Raw genomic sequence first — 17,406 nt, forward strand, 5'->3', positions numbered from 1 at the left:
CCGCGAAGCACGCGGGGCGGGCCGGGCAATTCGCGGTGACGGGACGGTGAAGCCGCCCCCGCCTACTCGACGAGGTTGCGGCTCTGCGGGTGGCGGATGTCCTTGCCCCGCACCATGTAGACGACCATCTCCGCCACGTTCAGCGCGTGGTCGCCAATGCGCTCCAGGTGCTTGGCGATGAACATCAGCGCCGTGGCGCGGCGGATGTTCCGCGAGTCCTCCATCATGTACGCGAGGAGCTCGTTGAAGATTTTCAGGAAGAGGGCATCCAGCAGGTCGTCGCCGCGGAGCACTTCCTCGGCCTTGGTGACGTCGCCGGACACGAAGGCGTCCAGGGACATCCGCACCTGCCGCTGGGCCAGCTCCGCCAGCCGGGGCGTGTCCACGTAGGGGGCCAGCGGCGGCACCTGGTTCAGGTCGATGGAGCGCTCGGCGATGTTCACCGCCAGGTCGCCAATGCGCTCCAGGTCGGTGACGATTTTCAGCGCCGTGGTGATGAGGCGCAGGTCACTGGCGGCGGGCTGGCGCAGCGCGAGAATCTTGCGGCACAGCTCGTCGATGTCCACCTCCAGGCGATTGACGTCCTTGTCGGCGGCGACGACCTTCTCGGCCACGGCGCTGTCCCGGTCGGTGAGCGCCTTCATGCTCTGGACGATGAGGTTCTCCACCTTCGCGCCCATCGCGAGCAGCTTCTCCCGCAAATCCCTCAGGTCGGCTTCGAAGGCCTTGTCCGTGTGCGTCGACGGCATGTGTCCGGTCCCCTTTTTCTTCCACTCACCCGAACTTGCCGGTGACGTAGTCCTCGGTGCGCTTCTCGCGCGGGTTGGTGAAGATCTGCTCGGTGGGACCGCATTCCACCAGCTCGCCCATGTAGAAGAAAGCGGTGCGGTCGCTGACGCGCGCGGCCTGCTGCATGTTGTGGGTGACGATGGCGATGGTGTACGTCGCCTTGAGCTCGTGGATGAGCTCCTCGATTTTCGCCGTGGCGATGGGGTCCAACGCGCTGGCGGGCTCGTCCATCAGCAGCACCTCCGGCTCCACCGCCATCGCGCGGGCGATGCACAGCCGCTGCTGCTGGCCGCCGGACAGGCCCAGCGCGCTCTCGTCGAGCCGGTCCTTCACCTCGTCCCAGAGCGCGGCGCCGCGCAGCGACTTCTCCACGCGCGTGGCCAGCTCCGCCTTGTCCTTCATCCCGCCCACGCGCAGGCCGTAGGCCACGTTCTCGAAGATGCTCTTGGGGAAGGGGTTGGACTTCTGGAACACCATGCCCACGCGGCGACGCAGGTCCACCACGTCCACGCCCCGGTCATGGATGTCCGTGCCGTCCAGCAGGATGGCGCCCGAATGCGTCGTGCCGGAGATGAGGTCGTTCATCCGGTTGAGCGAGCGCAGGAACGTGGACTTCCCGCAGCCCGAGGGCCCGATGAGCGCCGTCACCTGGCGGTCGAGGATGGCCAGGGAGACCTTGTGGATGGCCGTCTTGGGGCCGTAGCGCAGGGTGAGCTCCCGCGCCTCCATCTTCGCGCGCGGCTTCTGGGGGTTGAGGGACATGGCAGGCGTACCGTCAGTGGGCGCTGGCCGCCTTGCGGCGGGTTCGCGTCCGGATGATGACCGCGACGAGGTTGAGGGCGAAGGTGAGCGCCAGCAGCACCAGCACCGTCGCGTAGAGCGGGCCGCTGGCCTCCGTCACGTTGGGCGACTGCGTCGCCATGACGTACGTGTGATAGCCCAGGTGCATGAACTGGGAGTCGAGGCTCGTGGGCAAGTCCGGCAGGAAGTAGGCCGCGCCCGTGAAGAGGATGGGCGCCACCTCGCCCGCGCCGCGGGAGATGGCCAGCACCGCGCCGGTGAGGATGCCGGGCAGGGCACCGGGCAGCACCACCCGCGCCAGCGTCTGCGACTGGGTGGCCCCCAGGGCCAGGCTGGCGGTCCGCTGGTCCAGGGGCACCGCGCGCAGCGCCTCCTCCGTGGACACGATGACGACGGGCAGCGTGAGCACCGCCAGCGTCAGGGACGCCCAGAGGATGCCGGGCTGCGCCCAGTGCATCTCCTGGTAGCCGAGCAGCCGGTCCAGGTTGCCGCCCACGAAGAGGATGAAGAAGCCGAGCCCGAAGAGGCCGAAGACGATGGAGGGCACACCCGCGAGGTTCACCACCGCCACGCGCACCCAGCGGGCGAAGCGCGATTCCGGCGGCGCGTACTCGTGCAGGTACACCGCGGTGAGCACGCCCACCGGCATCACCGCCAGCGTCATCAGGAGCGTGAGCGCGGCGGTGCCGAAGATGGCGGGGAAGATGCCGCCGCCCATCATGCCGTCGCTGGGGGCTTCAGTAAGGAAGGCCCAGGAGATGTGGCGGGCGCCGTGGCGCGCGACGTCCCACAGGATGAGGGCCAGCATGCCCACGATGAAGAAGGCCGCGAAGGCCGTCAGTCCCGTGAGGCCCAACCCGATTGCCCGGCGCGTGGTGTACTTCACGAGGCGCTCCCGGTCAGTCGCTGGAGGACCTTCTTCGTCCACGTGGACGCAATCATGTTGAGGACGAAGGTGAAGATGAACAGCTCCACGCCGATGAAGAAGAGCAGGGCGTAGTGCGGGCTGCCCACCACGACCTCGCCCATCTCCGCGGCGATGGTGGCCGACAAGGAGCGCGCCGAATCCCCCAGGCTCCACGACACGATGTCCGCGTTGCCGGAGGCCATGAGGACAATCATCGTCTCGCCAATGGCCCGGCCGAAGCCCAGGACACACGCGGCGAGGATGCCGGGCGCGGCCGCGGGCAGCACCACCTTCCAAGCCGTTTCCCAGAGCGTGGCGCCCAGGGCGAGGGACGCCTCGCGGTAGCTGCGGGGCACCGCGGTGAGTGCGTCCTCGGACACGGTGAAGATGACGGGGACGATGGCCAGCGCCAACGCCAGGCCCGCCAGCGTGCCGTTGAGCGGCCGGTCCAGGTGGAAGAGGTTCTTCACCACCGGCGAGAGCACCATCAGCGCGAAGAAGCCGAGGACGACGGAGGGGATGCCCGCGAGCAGCTCGATGACGGGCTTGAGCAGCTCGCGCAGGCGGCGCGGGGCGAACTCCGCCACGAACAGCGCGCCGAAGACGCCCAGCGGCACCGCCACCAGCATGGAGACGACGGTGATTTTCAGCGTGCCCACGAACAGCGGAATCATGCTGACCTTGGGCGTTCCCGACACGGGCTGCCACCGGAACGGGTAGCGGCCCTCCTGCGCCAGGAACATCTTCGACAGGCTGGCCTCGTGGCGCGCCTCGGCGTCCGTGAAGAGCGCCAGGGCCTCCTTGGCCACGAAGACGATGATGAGGATGAGCGCCGCGATGCCGGTGAACGCCATCAGCGTGATGAAGCCCGCGACGGCCTTCTCCCGCAGTTGACGCCGCCGCGCGGCCGCTGACAGGCGCGGCGCGGCCACGGCTTGCGTGAGACCCTGCTCCATGGTCGCCTGTCTATCCATTGTGTCTCAGGGCCTCCTGTGACATTCGTGTGACGCTGCGCGTCTACTTCACCGGGAAGTAGCCGACTTGCGTGACGATGGCCTGACCTTCAGGGGAAAGCGCGAAGTCGATGAACGTCTTGATGTCGCCCGTGGGCTCGGCGCGAAGGTAGAAGAAGAGGTCTCGCGCCAGCGGGTACTTGCCGCTCTTGATGTTGTCGGCGGAGGGGGCGATCTCCTCGTTGCCCTTCTTGACCTTCAGCTCCTTGATGCCCTCCGCGTAGGCGGCGCCGCCGTAGCCCAGGCTGTTCTTCTCCTTGGAGACGGCGTTCACCACCGCGGCGGTGCCGGGCAGCGTCTGGATGGCGGGCGCGAAGTCCTCGCCGTCCAGCACCATGTCCTTCACGAAGACGTAGGTGCCGGAGGAGTTCTCCCTGGAGTACGCGACGATGGGCGCGTCCGCGCCGCCCACCTGCTTCCAGTTGGAGAGGTCCCCCACGTAGATGGCGCGGAGCTGCTCGGTGGTGAGCGCGCCCACGGGGTTGGCCTGGTGGACGTAGAAGGTGACGCCGTCCTTGGCCACCGAGCGCTGGACCGGAGGCGACTTGTAGCGGGCCTTCAGCTTGTCGGCCTCCGGCTTCTTCATCTCCCGGCTGGACATGGCGATGTCCGTGGTGCCGTTCTGCAGGGCCGCCAGGCCCACGCCGGAGCCTCCGCCCGTCACCTGCACCTTGATGGCGGGGTTCTTCTTCATGAACGCCTCGGCCCAGCGCTGGCCGAGGATGACCATGGTGTCGGAGCCCTTGATGGTGATGGTTCCCGCCCGCGCTGCGGCGGGGAGGGCCACGAGGAGCACCGCGAGGAGCGGCTTGAGGAGCGATTTCATGGGAAGGCTTCTCCTGGGCTGCGTGGAGCGGACCGGAATCTGGACGCTGGGGGGGCCCTGCGTGAGGTCGGCGCGCTTCTACGTGACATGGGTGTCCGTTTCGCGTCCGACACGTGACATCGCTGTCACGTCACCTAGTTGGTCGCGGGGTCCAGCATCCGGTAGCCAACACCGCGGACCGTCTCCAGCAGGGTCCGCGCGGGGCCCAGCTTGTCGCGCAGGCGCATGACGTGGGTGTCGATGGTGCGCGTCTCCAGGGACGAGGACAGGCCCCAGACCTCTTCCAGGAGCTGCTCACGCGTCTGCACCCGGCCCAGACGGGCGAGCAGGTGTTCCAGCAGCCGGAACTCGAGCGCGGTGAGGGACACCTCGCGCTCCTCCACGAAGAAGCGGTGCGAGGCGACGTCCAGGCGCAGGGGCCCCAGCGCGAGCGGCGCCGCGTTGCCGGTGGTGGACGCGCCCCGGCGGAGGATGGCCTTCAGGCGCAGCACCAGCTCCCGCACACTGAAGGGTTTCACCACGTAGTCGTCCGCGCCCACCTCGAAGCCGCGGATGCGGTCCGACTCCTCGCCCTTGGCGGTGAGCATGACGATGAGCACGCCCCGTGAGGGCGGGCTCGCGCGCAACTGCCGGCAGACGTCGATGCCGGACATGTCGGGCAGCATCAAATCCAGCAGCACGAGGTCGGGGTTCTGGGCACGTGAGGCCGCCAGCGCTTCTTCGCCGGTGTGGGCTACGTGGGTGGTGAAGCCTGAACCCCGCAGGTTGAAATCAATGAGCTCCGCGAGGTCGCGTTCGTCGTCGACGATGAGGACATGGGGCATGGCGGGCTGTGACTCTGCGCGTCCGCTTTTCCGAACGTGTGACTCGTGTGCAACAACTTCGTCATTGCCGTAAGACGCTGCGAACGCGTCCGCGGGCCGCGAAGTGAAGGCCCGTGATGGGACGAGTGCGGCCACTCAACGGCCAAGTCCCATGGTTGGGGGCCTGATTGCGCGTGATGGCATCGCCGCGCCGAGGTAAACCCAGGGTCGCACGGTCATGACATCTGCCCACCCACCGCCACCCACACCCCCACTTCCCTCGCTGACCCCCACGCCTGGAGAGCTGGCGCACGCACAGCGGCGCGGCGGACGCTCCGCGCTCGTGGGGTTGGGGCTCGTGGGGTTGGTGGCGCTGACGAGTCCGGTGCTGGGCTACGTGGAGGATGTGCGCAACGCGCGTGAGGAGTTGCTGAGCCGGCTGTCGAACCAGGCCCAGGTGCAGTCCCATGCGCTGGGCGTCCACCTCGGCTTGCTGGAGGCGGAGCTCGCGCGCGTGGCGGGCCACCCGGCGCTCTTGCCGGAGGATGGCATCTCTCCCGCAGAGCTGGCCCTGCTGGAGAGCGCCTTCTATCACTCGTCTCTCTTCTCCGAGGGCGTGGCCCTGTTGACGCCCACCGGCGAGCGCGTCTGGAGCGATCCTCCGGACATGCCGCTGGGGCGCTCGACGCTGACGCTGCGGCCCTGGTTCCAGCGGATGGTGAGCGGCCGCCAGCCGGAGATTGACCTGCTGGAGGGCGAGGGCGGCCCCATGGTCGTCTCCGTGCCCATGTTCCAGGAAGGCCGCCTCAAGGGCGTGCTCCTGGGCGAGGTGCGCGCGAGCGCGCTGCCCACGCGGCCCACCGCGCAGACGACGCTGGTCCTCCTGGATGACCACGGCCAGTTGCTGATGCAGGGGGGCCTGAAATTGGGGCCGGGGGACGCCACGGGGCCGCTGCGCGCGCTGGCGGAGATTCCCGGGCCGCTGACACTGGACGGCAAGCACATGATGGGCGCCGCCGCGTGGGTGGGGAAGAGCGAGCTGCTGCTCGTCGTGCTGGAAGAGGAGACGGCCACCGCGGATCTGCGCGCGCGCTTCCTGCGGCAGTTGGCGTTCCACATCGCACTGCTCAGCAGCACGCTCATCATCTTCATCCTGCTGTTGCGGCACTCGTACCGTTCGTTGCTCGCCGCCGAGGAGCGGCTGCGCCGGCAGGAGACGATGGCCGCGCTGGGCACCGCCGCGTCGCTCATCGCCCACGAGGTGAAGAACGCGCTCAATGGCATCCAGGCAGCGCTGTCCGTGCTCCGGCACACCGCGGCCGGCAGTGAGCTGCCCGTGCGCGCGCTGCGCTCCCAGGTGGAGCGGCTGGGGCACCTGGCGCGCTCGCTGCTGTCCTTCGGGGCTCCCCGCGCCGCGCTGCGGCGGAGCTGCGAGGTGCACCTGTTGGTGCAGGACGCGCTCCAGGCGGTGAAGCTGCTCCCGGAGTCGGAGGCCGTGGCGCTGACGACCTCCCTGGATGAGTCGCTGTGGGTCCAGGGGGATGCGGCGTTGTTGGTGTCCGCCATCGACAACCTGCTGCGCAACGCGGTGGAGGCGGGCGCCGTGGCGCGCGACACCGGGCTACAGCCCGCGCCCTGGGTGAACGTGCGTCTGACGCGGGACGACCATGACGCCGTTCTCGTGGTGGAGGACAATGCGGGCGGCGTGGACCCACGCTTCGAGCCGAGGTTGTGGGAACCTTTCGCCACCGGGCGGGCCAAGGGGTGGGGCTGGGGCTGCCGATGGCGCGCGCCTCCGTGGAGGCGCATGGGGGCAGTCTGAACTACGCCCGGAGTCCGCTGGGCAGCCGCTTCACGCTGCGTCTGCCGTTGGAGGTGGCGAAGTCATGAGCACCCATCTGCTGCTGGTGGACGACGACCGGACCTTCGCGTCGCTGGCGGCCTCCGTGCTGCGCCATGAAGGCTTCCGCGTCGCCCTGGCGCACTCGCTTCATGACGCGCGCGGCGCCATGTCCCGGGAGGCCCCGGACCTGGTGGTGCTGGACCGCCGCCTGCCGGATGGGGATGGCATCGACTTCCTGCCCGAGCTGCGCGCCCAGCTCCCGGACACGCCGGTGTTGATGGTGACGGCGCACGGCGACATCGCCAGCGCGGTGGAGGCCATCCAGGCGGGGGCGCGCGACTACCTGTCCAAGCCCGTGGAGCTGGATGACCTGGTGCTGCGCGCCCGCCGCGCCGCCGCGGACCTTCAGCTCCAGGAGCGCCTGCGTCAGGCGGAGAGCGAGCTGGGCGGCCGGCGTCGCCTGTCGCGGCCCCACTCGCCGAAGATGCTGGCGGCGCTCCAGATGCTGGAGCGCATCGCCAAGGCCCCGCGCAGCCCCGTGCTGCTCTTGGGCGAGACGGGCGTGGGCAAGGAGGTCATCGCGCGCCACCTGCACGCGTTGCAAGGCGGGCAGGGCGCGTTCGTGCACATCAACTGCGCCGCGCTGCCCGCCACCATGGTGGAGAGCGAGCTGTTCGGCCACGAGCGCGGCGCCTTCACCGACGCGCGCACGGCCCGCCGCGGCCTGGTGGAGGTGGCCGCGGGAGGCGTGCTCTTCCTCGACGAGGTGGGCGAGCTGCCGCTGGGCCTTCAAGCCAAGCTGCTCACGTTCCTGGACAAGGGCGCCTTCCGCCGGCTGGGCGGCACCGCCGAGCTGAGCAGCAGCGCGCGCGTGGTGACGGCCACCAACCGCGACCTGACGCAGGAGGTGGCCCAGGGCCGCTTCCGCGAGGACCTCTACTTTCGCCTGAGCGTCTTCAAGGTGGACATTCCTCCGCTGCGGGAGCGCCGCGAGGACGTGTTGCCGCTGGCGCAGTCGCTCGTCGCGGAATTGTCCGCGGAGCTGGGCCGCAGGCCGGTGGGATTCTCCAAGGCGGCCCAGGCACGCCTGGAGCGCTACCCCTTCCCGGGCAACGTGCGCGAGCTGCGCAACGTGCTGGAGCGCGCGCTCGTCCTCGAAACGGGCCCGGAGCTGGAGCTGTCCGCCCTGGAGCCCCAGGGCGGCAGTGGCCCCACCGCGACGGACCCGGATGCCTTCATCGTCTCCGGTTCACCGCGCTCGTTGCAGGACGTGGAGCGGCTGTACGTCCGCCATGTCCTCAGCCGGCTCGACGGGCGCCGCATGGAGGCCGCTCGGGTGTTGGGGCTCTCCTATCCCACCTTCCTCCGAAGGCTGGAGGAGGAGTAGGCCTTCAAGAATCTTGAAGGGTCCGGCTTCAAGATTCTTTAAGTCAGTCACCCGGAATTAAAATCCCTTTCATATTCCCATCTGCAATCAAAATGCGTTCCCTCTGACCGAAACAGGCAGGGAACGGCACGAGATTTGCGGAGGGCCCTCCACGGTGATCCAGCGCGCGCCGCATTCGCGGCGACTTGTGTGGAGGTGTGATGTCGAATCCGAAGAGTCCTGAGGGTGGCGGTACCCCGTGGAAGACGCTGGCCGCGGACCTGCCTGCATCGCTGGTGGTCTTCCTGGTCGCGCTGCCGCTGTGCATGGGCATCGCGCTGGCCTCTGGCGCGCCCATCGTCTCCGGCCTCATCGCGGGCGTGATTGGCGGCATCGTGGTGGGCCTGTTCGGTGGCGTGCCGCTCCAGGTGAGTGGCCCCGCGGCGGGACTCGCGGTGATGGTCTTCGGCTTCATCCAGACGATGGGCCTGGCCATGACGTGCGCGGCGGTGGCCGTCGCTGGCGTCATCCAGATGATTCTCGGTGGCCTGAAGGTGGCGCGCGGTGCGCTGGCCATCTCGCCCGCCGTCATCCACGGGATGATGGCCGGCATCGGCATCCTCATCGTCCTGGGACAGGTCCACATCGTCATGGGCGGCGCGCCCCAGTCGAACGCGTGGCAGAACCTGAAGGAGCTGCCGGGGCAGATCGCCGACCTGCACGGCGCCGCGACGCTGCTGGGCCTGCTGACCATTGGCTTGATGGTCGCGTGGCAGTTCGTCCCCGCGAAGCTGAAGAAGATTCCGGGACCGCTCATCGCCGTGGTGGGCGCCACCACGGTGGCCGCGTTCGTGGGCGCCGACGTGGCGCGCGTGGACCTGCCGGAGAACATCTTCGCCAGCATCCAGCCGCCCACGCTGCCCAAGGGGGACTGGGGCACCTTCGCCGCGGCGGTGCTGTCGCTGGCGCTGGTGGCCAGCGCGGAGTCGCTCCTGAGCGCGGTGGCCACGGACAAGATGCACACCGGCCCTCGGGCGAACCTGGACAAGGAGCTCTTTGGTCAGGGCCTGGCGAACACGCTGTCCGGCCTCGCGGGCGGTCTGCCCATCACCGGCGTCATCGTGCGCAGCGCCACCAACATCACCGCCGGCGCGAAGTCGCGGTGGTCGGGCACGCTGCACGGCGTGTGGCTGCTCCTGTTCGCCACGCTGCTCGGCTCCGTCGCGGGCCTGGTGCCCCTCACGGTGCTGGCCGGTCTGCTGGTGTTCGTCGGCGCCAAGCTGGTGAACGTCCACCACATTCGCGAGCTGCAGAAGCGCGGTGAGCTGGCCGTGTACCTGGTGACGGTGGCCGGCGTGGTCGGCGTCAACCTGCTGGCCGGCATCGGCATGGGCCTGGCGTTCGCCATCCTGCGCCTGCTGTGGCACCTGGGCAGCGTCAAGGTGGAGGTCCAGCAGCAGCCGGACGCGTCGTATCTGGTTCGAATCTCGGGCGCGCTGACGTTCGTCGGTGTACCCAAGTTGTCCAGCGCGCTCGCCCAGGTCCCCTCGGGGTCCAAGGTGGAGCTGGACCTGGCGGTGCAGACACTGGACCACTCCGGGCATGAGGCCTTGGAGAGCTGGTGTGACACGCACCGCAAGACGGGCGGCACGGTGTTCACCGAGTCGCTCGAGGATGTCTGGAGCCGTAAGGGAACGGTCAAGTCGAGCGCGCCCGCGGTCGTCGACGCTCCCAACCACAACACGCTTGTTTCTGGAGGTGCGCAGTGAGGAAGCTCATCCGCGGTCTGTTGGATTTTCAGCTCAACGCCCGTTCCAACTACCGTGAGAAGTTCGCGTTGCTGGCGCAGGGGCAGAAGCCGGATTGTCTCTTCATCGCGTGCTCGGACAGCCGCGTCGTCCCGAACCTGCTCGTGTCCACCGACCCGGGTGACCTCTTCGTGGTCCGCAACGTGGGCAACATGATGCCGCCGTCGGACTCCAAGGGGCAGTCGACGGGCGACCAGTCCGAGGCCGCCGCGCTGGAGTTCTCGCTGCGCAACCTGCCGGTGGAGGACATCGTCGTGTGTGGCCACTCGAGCTGCGGCGCGATGAAGGCCGTCCTCGCCGGCGGCGTGGGCCCGGAGCACCCGAACCTCAACGGCTGGCTGGAGCACGGCAAGGTCGCGCTGACGCGCCTGAAGGACAACTCCAAGCTGGGCGAGGGCCTGCCGGACCACGACCGCCTGTCCCAGCACAACGTGCTGCTGCAGATGGAGCACATCGCCAGCTATCCGTGGGTGAAGGAGCGGCTCGAGGCGGGCACGCTGCGCCTGCACGGCTGGTGGTTCGACATCGGCACCGCGCAGGTCCACGCCTGGCGCTCCGCCGTGGGCCGCTTCATCCCCATGGATGAGCTGGTGGGTGAGGCCCTGCTGCGCGAGCTGGGCACGGACAGCAACGCCGCGCTGAAGAACGGCAACGGCCACCTGTCCGTGGCCGCCAGCAACCCGTAGCGTCCCGCTGGAAACAGCGGGCAGGCAGGGGAGCGGCGAGCGCGTTACGCACCGCTCCTCGGTAGCCAAACGGGGATGAGGAAGGGAGGATGGGCCGCGGGCTCCATGACTCCCTTCCTCTTCATGCTCGTCGTCCTGGGATTCTCCGTGGGCGCGGGACTGCTGGGTTCGCTCCTGGGTATCGGCGGCGGACTCATCCTGATTCCCGTCCTCACGCTGCTCCTGAAAGTGGACATCCAGTACGCGGTGGGGGCGTCCATCGTCTCCGTCATCGCGACGTCCAGCGGCGCCGCCGCCGCGTACGTCCGCGACCGGATGGCCAACACCCGCGTCGCCATGTTCCTGGAGCTGGCCACCACGGCGGGGGCGCTCAGCGGCGCCTTCCTGTCGGGCATGGTGGGTGGGCGTGGGGTGTACTTCGTGTTCGGCGCCGTCATGGCGTGGTCCGCGCTGGTGATGCTGCGGCGGATGCGCGTGGCCGCGGAGGCGCCGGTGCCGGCGGATGCCCTGGCGGACCGGCTGGCCCTGCACGGCAGCTACTGGGACGAGTCGCAGGGCCGCGAGGTGGCCTACCGCGTGACGCGGCCGCTCGCGGGCCTGGGGCTGATGTACGTGGCGGGCACGGTGAGCGGCATGCTGGGCATCGGCTCGGGGGCGCTGAAGGTGCCGGCCATGGACCTGGCCATGCGGCTGCCCCTCAAGGTGTCCACGGCCACCAGCAACTTCATGATTGGCGTGACGGCGGCGGCCAGCGCGGGTGTGTACTTCGCGCGCGGCAACATCGACCCGTTCATCGCGGGGCCGGTGTGCGTGGGCGTGACGCTGGGCGCGTGGCTGGGCTCTCGCCACCTGATGGCCCGGGTGAACAGCACCTGGCTGCGCGCGCTCTTCGTGGGCGTGTTGCTGTGGGTGTCCTTCGAAATGCTGCGCAAGGGATGGGCGCCATGAGCGACACGTCGAATCCCGAGCCGCGCGGCCCCGAGGCCACCGCCTCGCTTCGCGACGAAAGCGGGCCGCTCCAGCCGGAGGTGCTCATCAGCGACCTGCTGCGCTACGGCGTGGCCGCCAGCCTGTCCCTGGTGACGCTGGGCACGGTGGTGACGTTCTTCCGCCACCCCGACTACCTCGTCTCGTCGGAGGCGCTCCAGCGCCTCACCTCGCCCCACCCGGTGCCGCACACCCTGAGGGACGTGCTGACGGGCGCCCTGGCCGCGCGGGGCCAGGCCTTCGTCATGGCGGGGCTGCTGGTGATGATGGCCGTGCCGGTGATGCGGGTGGCGCTGTCGCTGCTCATCTTCCGGCAGCAGAAGGACCGGCTCTACGTGGGCATCACCAGCGCGGTGCTGGCCATGCTCATCCTGTCCTTCCTGCTGGGCGCAGTGCACTGAGTCGGCGGCGTCAGCGCAAGTCGCCGGGGCGCTTCACCGGCTTGCCCGGCGTGGCCCACCACGCCAGCGTGAAGCCGCCATTCTTCAGCGGGTGCAGGGCCAGCGCGGCGCCCTTGCGGAGCTTGTCCGGCAGCTCATGCTCCAGGGCGCGCTGGGCGGCGCGCTCCAGGGAGGGGTTGTGGCCCACCAGCGCCCAGCCCGGGCCGCGCTCGCGCGCCAGGTCGATGACGCGCTTGTGCGCGCCGCGCTGGGGCAGCAGGGCGGGGTGGACCTCCACGCTGGACGCGCCGAAGGCCTCGGCGAGCAGCTCCGCCGTCTGGACGGCCCGGACGAGCGGACTGGTGATGATGCCGCGAAGGGGCGTGAGGCGCGCCAGCTTCCGCGCGTGATGACGGAAGGCGGCTCGGCCCTCCGCGGTGAGGGCGCGGGCTTCGTCGCCCAGGACGTGGGAGTCCTCCGCGACGGCGTGGCGGACGAGGAGCAGCGGCAGGTCACGAGCTGACATGGTGGCCGCCGTGAATCACTCCCGGCGGCCCGGTGCAAGCAACGGGCTCGCGACAACGTCTACCCTTCAAAATCGTTGAGCGCGTCCAGAGGGAGGGGCGCGGCGCCCGTCACCGTCCCATCCAGGTCCGTGGGCAGCGATTCGGGGTCGACCGCGGGGGAGGGGCGGCTGTCCATGGGCGTGGCCGCCGCACGCGAGCCCGCCCCCGGAGGCGGGCGCAGCACGGGGCCCGGCGGCGGCAGGCCGGAGTGGCGCCGCGCGGCTTCCATCAGCGCGTTGTGGTGGCGGTAGCGCGCCTCCACCAGCTTGTGGACCAGCAGCGGCCCGCCGGGGACGCGGCGCGCGGTGAGGGCCTGCGTGGCCTTGCGCACCGGGTAGCGCACGCGGCGAATCTGCACGCGCCAGCCCTTGGGGTGAAGGTGAAGACGCCGTAGGCGGGGCGCAAATCCCCGTCCCGGGGGATGCCCGCGCTGGCCACGTCCGCGATGAGCATGCGGCCCACGCGGCGGCGGTAGGGGAAGTGCAGGTGGCCGAAGGCGCAGGCCGCCGCGTCCAGGTGGCTGAAGAAGCGGCGCACCGCGACGTCATCCAGCGTGGGGTCCAGCGACTCCTCGAGGTTGCGAGGGTTCGCGTGGCAGACGAAGAGGTCCTGACCCTTGCGCGGCGTGTAGCGCACGGAGAAGGGCAGGGCGCCCAGCTTCTCCAGCAGCGCGCCGCCCAACTGGTCGCGCGTCCAGCGCAGCAGCTCCGTCTTCCAGTGGTCCTTCTCCCGGTACGCGCCCCCCAGGTAGTTGCCCGCGAGGTAGCAGTCGGTGTTGCCCATCAGCACCGAGTCACATCGGTCGAAGAGCAGGTCCACCGTCTCGCGTGGGTGCGCGCCGCGAAGGGCGAGGTCGCCGGCGGCGACGATGTAGTCCGGAGCCACGGAGCGAGCGATGTCCTCGAGGACGGCCTCGCAGGCAGGAAGATTGCCGTGGATGTCCGCGAGGATGGCGACCCGCATGGTCACTCCATCCTACCCCGTCGCCGCGCTCGATGAAGCTGCCTGGGGCAGAAAAATCGTGAAGGTGCTCCCCTCGTTGGGTTGGCTCTCCACCTTGACCTCTCCGTCCATGGCCTGGAGGAGGTGCTTGACGATGGACAGGCCCAGTCCGGTGCCGCCCATGTCCCGGCTGCGCCCCTTGTCCACCCGGTAGAAGCGCTCGAAAATACGAGGCAGGTGCTTGGGCTCGATGCCCAGCCCCGTGTCCTTCACCCGCACCACGCAGCGGCCCGCCTCATACGCGCCGTAGACGTCCACCCGGCCGCCGCGGGGCGTGTACTTCACCGCGTTGTCCAACAGATTGAGGAGCACCTGCTCCACGGCGCGGGTGTCCCCCACCGCGAGTAGATTCTGCGGGACATGGAGTGAAACCACCTGGCCCTTGCCCTCGGCCTTGGGCCGCACGGTGTCCGCGGCGCGGGCGGTGGCGACGGCCAGGGGGACCTGGGTGAGCTTCAGGCTGACCTCGCGAAACTCCAGGCGGGACAGCTCCAGCAGGTCCTCCACCAGCTCGGACAGGCGCTCGGATTGGCGGTGGATGATTTCCACCATCTTCGGCGCCATGACGGGGTCATTGAGGGCGCCGCCCTGCAGCGTCTCCGCGTAGCCGCGGACGGCGGTGATGGGCGTGCGCAGCTCGTGCGACACGTTGGCCACGAAGTCCTTGCGCACCTTCTCCAGCCGGCGCAGCTCGGTGATGTCGTGGAAGACGGCGGCGCTGCCTGGCAGGTCCTTGGCCAGCGGCGTCACGCGGACGGAGAGCGTGCGCGGGAAGAGCCCCTCCAGCGTGAGCTCCAGGTGGCTGGACGCTCCGTCCCGGCAGGCGCGAATCACGGCGTCGTGCAGGGCTTCGTTGCGGATGACGGCCAGGGGGCGCTGCCCGGTGAGGGGGCCGCCCGTGGTGGGCAGCAGGAAGTCCCGGAGCGCGTCGTTGTGGCGCACCACGGTGCCCTCGGCGTCCGTCACCCAGACGCCCTCCGCCATGCCATCCAGCACGGCGGTGAGGGTGCGGGCCTCCTGGTTGAGCTGCGCGGTGCGCGCCGTCATTTGGGCGTGGAGCGAATCAATGGCGCCCTCGAGCCCGGCCATCTCCTCCAGCCGCTCGGGCGGTGGAGGGACGGAGGCGGGGCTGCCCTCGGCGCGGTCCCGCGTCTGGCGCGCCAGCAGGTCCAACTGGCGCTGCAGCGTGCCGCGGCTCAGCCCCAGGGACATGAGGGAGCCGGCGAGCGCGACGAGCGCCGCGGCGACGACCTCCTTGGGGCCGTCCAACAGGGCGACGAGCACCGCGACGATGAGCGGCGGGAGGAGGAGCGGAAGGAGCGTGGCGCGCAGGGGCAGCATGGGCGGTCGTGCGTCACGGGGGGCTGAGCTTGTAGCCCACGCCTCGCACCGTCTCGATGATGTCGCCGGCCGGTCCCAGCTTCTCGCGCAGCCGCTTGATGTGCGTGTCCACGGTGCGCGTGTGGATTTCCGCCTGGATGCCCCAGACGTCCGACAGCAGCACCTCGCGCGTCTGCACCCGGTCGGAGCGCTCCAGCAGCGTGCGCAGCAGCCGGAACTCGAGCGCGGTGAGCAGCACCTCCTCGCCCTTCACGCGCACCTGGTGACGGGTGGTGTCCAGGCTGATGTCGCCGGAGGCCAGCACCGCGGAGGGGCCGTCCTCGGCGTCCGCGCGGCGCAGCACCGCCTTGACGCGCAGGAGCAGCTCGCGGACGGAGAAGGGCTTCACCACGTAGTCGTCCGCGCCCAGCTCCAGGCCCTGGACGCGGTCGGACTCCTGGCCCTTGGCGCTGACGATGATGACGGACGCCTTGCGCAGCTCCGTATCCGCCTTGAGCATGCGCAGCACCTCGCTGCCCGCCACGTCCGGCAGCATCAGGTCCAGCAGCACCAGGTCGGGGGGGTGGGCGCGGGCCTTGGCGAGCCCACCGGCGCCGGTGTTCGCCGTCTCCGTTTCGAAGCCCGCGGCCCGCAGGTTGTAGTCGACGAGGCCGGCGAGGTCCTGCTCGTCCTCGATAATCAGGATGCGCGACATGAAGTCCTCTTGAGTTCCGCTGTGCTCAGGGCGCGATGGACGGATTGCACTCGCCGCCGCCGGTCAGCGTCAGGGGCGCGGCGATCAGCGGTGGGTTGTCGCCCGCGTTGACTTCGCGGAGGTAGTTGCACGAACTGCCCAGGAAGGTGGGCGTCGTCCCCGTCGTGATGGCTTCGATGACGAGCGCGTAATCTCGGCCCACCGGAACGTCCACCGCGAGCTGCAGGCTGCCACCCGACTGGAGGGCCGCCAGGTCCACCGGGAAGCGCAGGGCCCGGCTCTCACGGCCCTGGCTGTCCTTGAGGACCAGCAATGAGTCCCGCCGCGCCTGCGTGCTCAGGCAGGTGCGTTGGACCTCGGTGCAGTTGAGGCTGGAGCCGCGCGTCACCACGGCCACCTGCAGCGCCTGGACCTCGTCGGCGACGGCGCGCTCCATCGTCAGCGCGAGCCCGAAGCGGCCCGCGGGCTCGGCGTCGGGGCCGCAGGCGGGCAGGGCGAGCAGCAGCAGCGGCGACAGGAGTCGTAGGTTCATGGGGGCGGAGGGGCCACGCGAATGGTGATGGGAACACGGCCCCGCTCCTCGCCGGAGGTCAGGGCCACGATGCCGGCCGTGGCGCCAATGGCCACCGCGCCCACGCCCACCCAGAGCCAGGGGCTCTTGTACCAGGGGCGCGAGCCACCGTCGGCGGCGGCACCCGCGCGCAGCGCCCGGGGCGCCACCTGGAAGATGAGCGGCTGGAAGGAGTCCCCCCGGCCCGCGAGCCGGCGCTGCGCCGCATCCGCGACCTCGAAGTAGTACTCCATCTCGTAGGGCTCGGCCTCGGAGGGAATCTCGTAGGCGGGGAGCACCGCGCGGTAGCGCTCGCGGGTGCGGCCGTCCGGCGTGCGCTCCTTCGCGAAGTCCACCGAGCTGTAGGCCTCATCGCCGGCGCGCCGGTAGAAGAGGCGCGCGCGGGCGCCCAGGGCGAGGTCCAGGATGGTGGCCTCCACCATGAGGGGCTCGCCACCGGGCGGGTCGGGGATGGGGTCCACGTCCAGGGTGACGGGGCGGACCCGCCGGCTCTTGATGTCCTCGCGGATGCGCGCGTAGAGGGCGCGCAGCTTGGGCGGGGCGCTGCGCGGCAGCTCGTAGTCCGGCCTCGCCTGGAGCAGCTTCTCGTAGGCGTCGCGCGCCTGGGGCTCGTCGCCCAGGTACAGCGCCGTCAGGCCCAGGAGGCCGTAGAGCTCCACCAACTGATTGTCGGTGAGGTCCGGAGCGTCCAGCCCTTCCAGGATGGTCCGCCGCGCCTTCTCGAACTCGCCCTGGTCGAGCTGCTCGCGAGCCTCGGTGATGGCCGGGCTCGCAGGGCCGAGCTGGGAGAGTACGGGCTCTGGGAAGAGGGGCTGGCTCCAGCCCGGGCGGGCGCCCAGGCCCAGCACCAGGAGGAGGGCCCACCCGCGCAACCGCCTGCCGTGTCCGTGCATCGAATTGAACCTATCAAAACGTTATTGAGAGAATCCATGAAGGCCGTCCCGCTGGGGGTGACGGCGCGGTGACATCTTCATGGCGCTGTCGCACGAGGGCGTGTTGACGCTGGAGGGGCAGCCCTCTATG

16 protein-coding genes and 2 pseudogenes are annotated in these 17,406 nt (G+C 69.9%); 6 read left to right on the top strand and 12 right to left on the bottom strand.

The genetic code is table 11. The features are described from left to right. Nucleotides 1-62: 62 nt before the first annotated feature. The 6 genes from phoU to A176_RS10150 form a co-directional block, all read right to left on the bottom strand. Entirely contained in the window at nt 63-749 is a 687-nt protein-coding gene (phoU, locus tag A176_RS10125; protein ID WP_002639875.1) for a phosphate signaling complex protein PhoU, read from the bottom strand. 25 nt (nt 750-774) lie between these two features. After that, nucleotides 775-1,518 (bottom strand): phosphate ABC transporter ATP-binding protein PstB, encoded by a 744-nt coding sequence (pstB, locus tag A176_RS10130; RefSeq protein WP_226994383.1) that lies wholly within the window; start codon nt 1,516-1,518, stop codon nt 775-777. A gap of 46 nt (nt 1,519-1,564) precedes the next feature. Then, nucleotides 1,565-2,476: a phosphate ABC transporter permease PstA gene (gene pstA, locus A176_RS10135; protein WP_002639877.1), complete on the bottom strand. Its 912-nt coding sequence runs from the start codon at nt 2,474-2,476 to the stop codon at nt 1,565-1,567. Beyond that, a complete protein-coding gene (gene pstC, locus A176_RS10140) occupies nt 2,473-3,453 on the bottom strand; it encodes a phosphate ABC transporter permease subunit PstC (protein WP_002639878.1) in 981 nt (326 codons plus the stop codon). Before pstC ends, pstA begins: the two co-directional genes overlap by 4 nt. A 61-nt stretch (nt 3,454-3,514) precedes the next feature. Beyond that, nucleotides 3,515-4,336, bottom strand: a complete 822-nt coding sequence (locus A176_RS10145; RefSeq protein ID WP_002639879.1) for a phosphate ABC transporter substrate-binding protein — start codon at nt 4,334-4,336, stop codon at nt 3,515-3,517. A 134-nt stretch (nt 4,337-4,470) separates the two neighbouring features. After that, nucleotides 4,471-5,160 (bottom strand): response regulator, encoded by a 690-nt coding sequence (locus A176_RS10150; RefSeq protein ID WP_002639880.1) that lies wholly within the window; start codon nt 5,158-5,160, stop codon nt 4,471-4,473. Between the two features lie 1,198 nt (nt 5,161-6,358). Between A176_RS10150 and A176_RS41170 the strand changes: the two are divergent. From A176_RS41170 to A176_RS10180, 6 genes and pseudogenes are all read left to right on the top strand, one after another. Next, nucleotides 6,359-7,029, top strand: a pseudogene (locus A176_RS41170) (ATP-binding protein). Next, complete coding sequence (locus tag A176_RS10160; protein WP_002639882.1) at nt 7,026-8,369, top strand: sigma-54-dependent transcriptional regulator; 1,344 nt, start codon at nt 7,026-7,028, stop codon at nt 8,367-8,369. Before A176_RS41170 ends, A176_RS10160 begins: the two are co-directional and overlap by 4 nt. Nucleotides 8,370-8,569: 200 nt before the next feature. Then, nucleotides 8,570-10,117: a SulP family inorganic anion transporter gene (locus A176_RS10165; protein WP_002639883.1), complete on the top strand. Its 1,548-nt coding sequence runs from the start codon at nt 8,570-8,572 to the stop codon at nt 10,115-10,117. Further along, nucleotides 10,114-10,842 carry a carbonic anhydrase gene (locus tag A176_RS10170; protein WP_002639884.1) on the top strand — a complete coding sequence of 243 codons (729 nt, stop codon included), beginning with the start codon at nt 10,114-10,116 and terminating at the stop codon, nt 10,840-10,842. The genes A176_RS10165 and A176_RS10170 overlap by 4 nt, the downstream gene beginning before the upstream one ends. A gap of 105 nt (nt 10,843-10,947) precedes the next feature. Beyond that, nucleotides 10,948-11,790: a sulfite exporter TauE/SafE family protein gene (locus A176_RS10175; RefSeq protein WP_044890874.1), complete on the top strand. Its 843-nt coding sequence runs from the start codon at nt 10,948-10,950 to the stop codon at nt 11,788-11,790. Next, a complete protein-coding gene (locus tag A176_RS10180; RefSeq protein WP_002639886.1) occupies nt 11,787-12,230 on the top strand; it encodes a DUF1634 domain-containing protein in 444 nt (147 codons plus the stop codon). Before A176_RS10175 ends, A176_RS10180 begins: the two co-directional genes overlap by 4 nt. 10 nt (nt 12,231-12,240) lie before the next feature. Here A176_RS10180 and A176_RS10185 read toward each other — a convergent pair whose 3' ends face one another. The 6 genes and pseudogenes from A176_RS10185 to A176_RS10210 form a co-directional block, all read right to left on the bottom strand. Further along, nucleotides 12,241-12,735, bottom strand: a complete 495-nt coding sequence (locus tag A176_RS10185) for a SixA phosphatase family protein (RefSeq protein ID WP_002639887.1) — start codon at nt 12,733-12,735, stop codon at nt 12,241-12,243. A gap of 59 nt (nt 12,736-12,794) precedes the next feature. Continuing rightward, nucleotides 12,795-13,738: pseudogene (locus A176_RS10190) on the bottom strand (metallophosphoesterase family protein). Between the two features lie 12 nt (nt 13,739-13,750). After that, complete coding sequence (locus tag A176_RS10195) at nt 13,751-15,115, bottom strand: sensor histidine kinase (protein ID WP_044890888.1); 1,365 nt, start codon at nt 15,113-15,115, stop codon at nt 13,751-13,753. Between the two features lie 16 nt (nt 15,116-15,131). After that, nucleotides 15,132-15,812 (bottom strand): response regulator, encoded by a 681-nt coding sequence (locus A176_RS10200; protein ID WP_002639890.1) that lies wholly within the window; start codon nt 15,810-15,812, stop codon nt 15,132-15,134. A gap of 25 nt (nt 15,813-15,837) precedes the next feature. Then, complete coding sequence (locus tag A176_RS10205; RefSeq protein ID WP_002639891.1) at nt 15,838-16,344, bottom strand: hypothetical protein; 507 nt, start codon at nt 16,342-16,344, stop codon at nt 15,838-15,840. Further along, complete coding sequence (locus tag A176_RS10210) at nt 16,341-17,276, bottom strand: tetratricopeptide repeat protein (protein ID WP_044890872.1); 936 nt, start codon at nt 17,274-17,276, stop codon at nt 16,341-16,343. Before A176_RS10210 ends, A176_RS10205 begins: the two co-directional genes overlap by 4 nt. Nucleotides 17,277-17,406 lie beyond the last annotated feature (130 nt).

This window comes from Myxococcus hansupus (genome assembly GCF_000280925.3).
Taxonomy (GTDB): Bacteria; Myxococcota; Myxococcia; order Myxococcales; family Myxococcaceae; genus Myxococcus; species Myxococcus hansupus.

What these genes read in the sequence shown, in the direction of transcription:
- A176_RS10200 (WP_002639890.1), bottom strand. Translation starts at nt 15,812, where the DNA reads ATGTCGCGCATCCTGATTATCGAGGACGAGCAGGACCTCGCCGGCCTC.
- phoU (WP_002639875.1), bottom strand. Translation starts at nt 749, where the DNA reads ATGCCGTCGACGCACACGGACAAGGCCTTCGAAGCCGACCTGAGGGAT.
- A176_RS10205 (WP_002639891.1), bottom strand. Translation starts at nt 16,344, where the DNA reads ATGAACCTACGACTCCTGTCGCCGCTGCTGCTGCTCGCCCTGCCCGCC.
- A176_RS10185 (WP_002639887.1), bottom strand. Translation starts at nt 12,735, where the DNA reads ATGTCAGCTCGTGACCTGCCGCTGCTCCTCGTCCGCCACGCCGTCGCG.
- A176_RS10165 (WP_002639883.1), top strand. Translation starts at nt 8,570, where the DNA reads ATGTCGAATCCGAAGAGTCCTGAGGGTGGCGGTACCCCGTGGAAGACG.
- A176_RS10180 (WP_002639886.1), top strand. Translation starts at nt 11,787, where the DNA reads ATGAGCGACACGTCGAATCCCGAGCCGCGCGGCCCCGAGGCCACCGCC.
- pstB (WP_226994383.1), bottom strand. Translation starts at nt 1,518, where the DNA reads ATGGAGGCGCGGGAGCTCACCCTGCGCTACGGCCCCAAGACGGCCATC.
- A176_RS10145 (WP_002639879.1), bottom strand. Translation starts at nt 4,336, where the DNA reads ATGAAATCGCTCCTCAAGCCGCTCCTCGCGGTGCTCCTCGTGGCCCTC.
- A176_RS10210 (WP_044890872.1), bottom strand. Translation starts at nt 17,276, where the DNA reads ATGCACGGACACGGCAGGCGGTTGCGCGGGTGGGCCCTCCTCCTGGTG.
- A176_RS10150 (WP_002639880.1), bottom strand. Translation starts at nt 5,160, where the DNA reads ATGCCCCATGTCCTCATCGTCGACGACGAACGCGACCTCGCGGAGCTC.
- A176_RS10175 (WP_044890874.1), top strand. Translation starts at nt 10,948, where the DNA reads ATGACTCCCTTCCTCTTCATGCTCGTCGTCCTGGGATTCTCCGTGGGC.
- A176_RS10160 (WP_002639882.1), top strand. Translation starts at nt 7,026, where the DNA reads ATGAGCACCCATCTGCTGCTGGTGGACGACGACCGGACCTTCGCGTCG.
- pstC (WP_002639878.1), bottom strand. Translation starts at nt 3,453, where the DNA reads ATGGAGCAGGGTCTCACGCAAGCCGTGGCCGCGCCGCGCCTGTCAGCG.